Consider the following 2,585-nt stretch of genomic DNA (forward strand, 5'->3'; position numbering starts at 1 on the left):
GACGATAGCAAGCTGGTTAAGAAAAATCATGCACTCTTGCCGGAAGGACACGCTTTAAATAGTTTGAGAAACTTCAGGCAGAACAATGGCTTGCCAAACACCAAGAATCAGTATAAATTATATATACCATTTACGGTGAAAAAGGGAGTTCAGCGATGACCAAAAAATCCACGCCCGATGAGGCAGAAGTTAACGATCCGGCAACGGTATTCAGTGATGTTGGCGGAGTTCAAGAAAATGCTCCCGCCGAAAAATCTTCAGCAAAATCCGAAAGAAAGCTCCCGCAAAATCTGCGTTGAAGCCCGCCGCCAAAGCAACGGCCAAGTCGGTACCTAAAGCAGTTATCCCCGCACCTTCCAAAGCGGCTCCGAAAGCGGCAAAAGCCCCGGTTGAAAAAACTGCAGAAAAGCCGGCAGCCAAGTCAGTGAAGAGCGTCAAACCTAAGAAAGACAAGCTGATCCGGGACAGCTTCACCATGCCCGAGTCCGAGTACAGCCTGCTCGCCACCATGAAAAAGCGTTGTCTGGCCAACGGAGTGGCTGTAAAAAAGAGTGAATTGCTGAGAGCGGCCATCATCGGTTTTGCCGACCAGTCCGACGCAGCATTGACCGCAGCCGTGCAGGCGCTGAATCTCATCAAGACCGGACGTCCTGCCAAAGGGTAGCAGTAAGGCGCTTATCCCTGACGCTGTACCAAGGTCAGGCCCACTGAAACATCAAGCCGGGTATTCCCGGCTTTTTTTCAGTTGTTGTTTCCGGATTCCATGATTGACATGAGGTCAGCGTGGTGCGGCACACCGAGATTGAAGAGAGGCGCAGTCCGGCTACCGTGTCTGGTAGGTAAAAATCCTGTTTTGCTAAACCAACGGTCACGGAAGGTAATGCTTTTGGGGTTGATTCAGAGCGGCATCGTCGGAAAACGCAGTAGTTTGATGCCAATCGCCCTTGCTCTTGTTGCCGAAACAACGACAAAATAGACATAATTGTCAAAATTGTCACAATTGTTTCACAATAATTATGTATTCTATAGCCACATACGGGCTGTCACATCGCCAGAACCCTCTTTCAGGACCGCATTCATTATGGCCATTGAGTTTATAGACATTGACGAAGGTCTCCGCCGCATTTTCATCTCCGGGCGTCTCGACATTATGGGAACCGATGAGATTGCGACCAAATTCGCCTCCTTTTCGAGTTCCGCAGAGCGGCGCGTGGTTGTCGATTTGACTGCGGTCAGCTTTCTGGCATCGATCGGAATTCGCGCCATCATTACAAATGCCAAGGCGCTCAAACAGCGTGGCGGTCGTATGGTGCTGTTCGTTGGCGACAATGCCACAGTGGCCAAGACGCTCGAAACTACAGGGGTCGATGCATTGATCCCCATGTACCTGGAATATGATGCCGCCGAAAAGGGCGTCCTTGCCTGATGTATGCCATGTCCGAACGTACTTCTCAGTCAAGTTCGGATCTTTCTATTCGTGCGGAAGTCAACGAAGTACGTCGTGCCTCTGCTTGGCTTGAGCAGATAGGCAGTGAACTGCGCGTTCCTTCAAATCAGTTGGAACGGCTCGACGTTTGCCTAAACGAGGCGTTGGCAAACCTCATTTTTCATGGCGACAGCGACGACCTTGCCCCGGTTTTGCTGCGGGTAGGTGTAAGAAACGACGGGGGGCTGAGCGAAGCTTCCGTGACATTGATCGATAGCGGACCGCCTTTTGACCCCACAAGCACCACACCCAAACCTCGGGCAGCCAGCCTGGACGAGGCTGGACCTGGCGGTTTGGGATTGATGATGATTCGCAGCTTTTCCGACGCCCTGGTCTATCGTTATACGAACGGCTGTAACGAATTCACCTTCAGCGTCAGCTGGTGTGATGCATAATTATTGAATGAATCTCGTCAGGACCTCAGGCTTTAAGCGACACCAGGATCGTCGAACAAAAGTCATTCCACTCGAACAGGATCGCCGGAAACGGGATCGTCGTCAGTTTGGCCTGACCTGGATTCCCTTGTTTCGGGATGTGGCCCCTGATGCACTGTTGCTCTCCTTGTCGGACAGCGAGGTGATGGAGTTGCCGGCCAACACCCGGTTGCTCACGCCAGGCGAACACAATCAGAATATATTCATCCTGTTTTCCGGAGATGTCGTTGTCCACCTCGACAGCACCCCGGGCACCGACAATGCCATTCCCATTGCTCCGGGCGAGTGCATTGGCGAACTATCTGCGATTGATGGCAAGCCGGTGTCGGCACTGGTTCTCGCTCGTTCGAATTCACGTGTACTGAAGCTTTCTCCCGAGGTGTTTTGGAACCGGTTGATGACCTTGCCCAGCGTGGCTAGAAATCTCCGGATTTCGCTCAGCGAACGCATGCGACGCACTAGCGATCTGGCTCTGACAGCGCAGCGTGAACAACTCGAATTGATCCATCTGCGCAAGGAACTCGACGTTGCCCGCCAGCTACAGGCCAGCATGCTGCCGTTGCAACGCCCCCTGTTTGCCGAAAGGGATGACATCGAAGTATGTGGCTTCATGGTGTTATCTCGCGCCCCTATGGAGCCATTTGAATCGCGGCTTAATGGAGCCA

The 2,585-nt window shown here is 52.4% G+C and carries 5 protein-coding genes; all 5 read left to right on the forward strand.

Annotated features, from left to right (window positions below; genetic code table 11):
- The first annotated feature begins 155 nt into the window (after positions 1-155).
- Positions 156-299, forward strand: a complete 144-nt coding sequence (locus tag ACOYNV_RS27355) for a hypothetical protein (RefSeq protein ID WP_422902978.1) — start codon at positions 156-158, stop codon at positions 297-299.
- Positions 296-664, forward strand: a complete 369-nt coding sequence (locus ACOYNV_RS27360; protein WP_422902979.1) for a hypothetical protein — start codon at positions 296-298, stop codon at positions 662-664. The genes ACOYNV_RS27355 and ACOYNV_RS27360 overlap by 4 nt, the downstream gene beginning before the upstream one ends.
- A gap of 417 nt (positions 665-1,081) precedes the next feature.
- Positions 1,082-1,426, forward strand: a complete 345-nt coding sequence (locus tag ACOYNV_RS27365) for an STAS domain-containing protein (protein WP_422902980.1) — start codon at positions 1,082-1,084, stop codon at positions 1,424-1,426.
- A gap of 8 nt (positions 1,427-1,434) precedes the next feature.
- Positions 1,435-1,881 (forward strand): ATP-binding protein, encoded by a 447-nt coding sequence (locus ACOYNV_RS27370; RefSeq protein ID WP_422902981.1) that lies wholly within the window; start codon positions 1,435-1,437, stop codon positions 1,879-1,881.
- Between the two features lie 7 nt (positions 1,882-1,888).
- The coding region (locus ACOYNV_RS27375; RefSeq protein WP_422902982.1) for a Crp/Fnr family transcriptional regulator at positions 1,889-2,585 on the forward strand (697 nt) is incomplete at its 3' end.

The organism is Propionivibrio sp., from assembly GCF_049316945.1.
Taxonomy (GTDB): Bacteria; Pseudomonadota; Gammaproteobacteria; order Burkholderiales; family Rhodocyclaceae; genus Propionivibrio.